The following is a 1,056-nucleotide window of genomic DNA, read 5'->3' as shown; positions in this document are numbered from 1 at the left end:
GGTAATGCCCGGCGGTACAAGCTGGATCGCTCCATCGAGGAGCCGCTTGTTCACTCGTTGTCAGTTTTGAAAGGCGCCATGCCTTTCAGCACTTGTTCCTTGAAAACTGGATAGCGAAAAGCAACAAACGCGTAGAACATCCAAAGCTTGTGTTAGCTTGGAAGGATAAGCTAATAAGGGCACACGGTGGATGCCTAGGCGCCAGGAGCCGAAGAAGGACGTGGCGAACCACGAAACGGCCTCGGGGAGCTGTAAGCAAGCTTCGATCCGGGGATTTCCGAATGGGGGAACCCGGCTGCGGTCATGCGCAGTCACTCTTCACTGAATCCATAGGTGAAGAAGAGGCATACCCGGGGAACTGAAACATCTCAGTACCCGGAGGAAGAGAAAACAAGAGTGATTCCGTCAGTAGCGGCGAGCGAACGCGGAGGAGCCTAAACCTGAGGGCTTGCCCTCAGGGGTTGTGGGACGTCTTATACGGAGTTACAAAGGAGTTTGTTAGGTGAAGAGGTCTGGAAAGGCCCGCCATAGGAGGTAACAGCCCTGTAGCCGAAAGCAAGCTCTCTCTTAGACGGATCCCGAGTACCGCGGGACACGAGAAATCCCGTGGGAATCCGGCAGGACCATCTGCCAAGGCTAAATACTCCCTGGCGACCGATAGCGAAGCAGTACCGTGAGGGAAAGGTGAAAAGAACCGCGGGAGCGGAGTGAAACAGAACCTGAAACCGTGTGCTTACAAAAAGTCAGAGCCCGTTAAGGGGTGATGGCGTGCCTTTTGTAGAATGAACCGGCGAGTTACGTTTGCAAGCGAGGTTAAAGCGAGAAGCTGGAGCCGCAGCGAAAGCGAGTCTGAAGAGGGCGAAATAGTTTGCAGGCGTAGACCCGAAACCGGGTGATCTACCCCTGTCCAGGGTGAAGGTGCGGTAACACGCACTGGAGGCCCGAACCCACGAACGTTGAAAAGTTCGGGGATGAGGTGGGGGTAGCGGAGAAATTCCAATCGAACCCGGAGATAGCTGGTTCTCCCCGAAATAGCTTTAGGGCTAGCCTCGGTGT

At 54.9% G+C, this 1,056-nt stretch carries 1 rRNA gene; it reads left to right on the top strand.

Annotation, left to right across the window (positions count from 1 at the left end):
• Positions 1-163: 163 nt before the first annotated feature.
• Positions 164-1,056, top strand: a 23S ribosomal RNA gene (locus AC6I6H_RS22450); the annotation flags it as partial.

The sequence above is a fragment of the Gorillibacterium sp. sgz306347 genome, from assembly GCF_059735245.1.
This window is presented reverse-complemented; position numbering and strand designations above follow the sequence as displayed.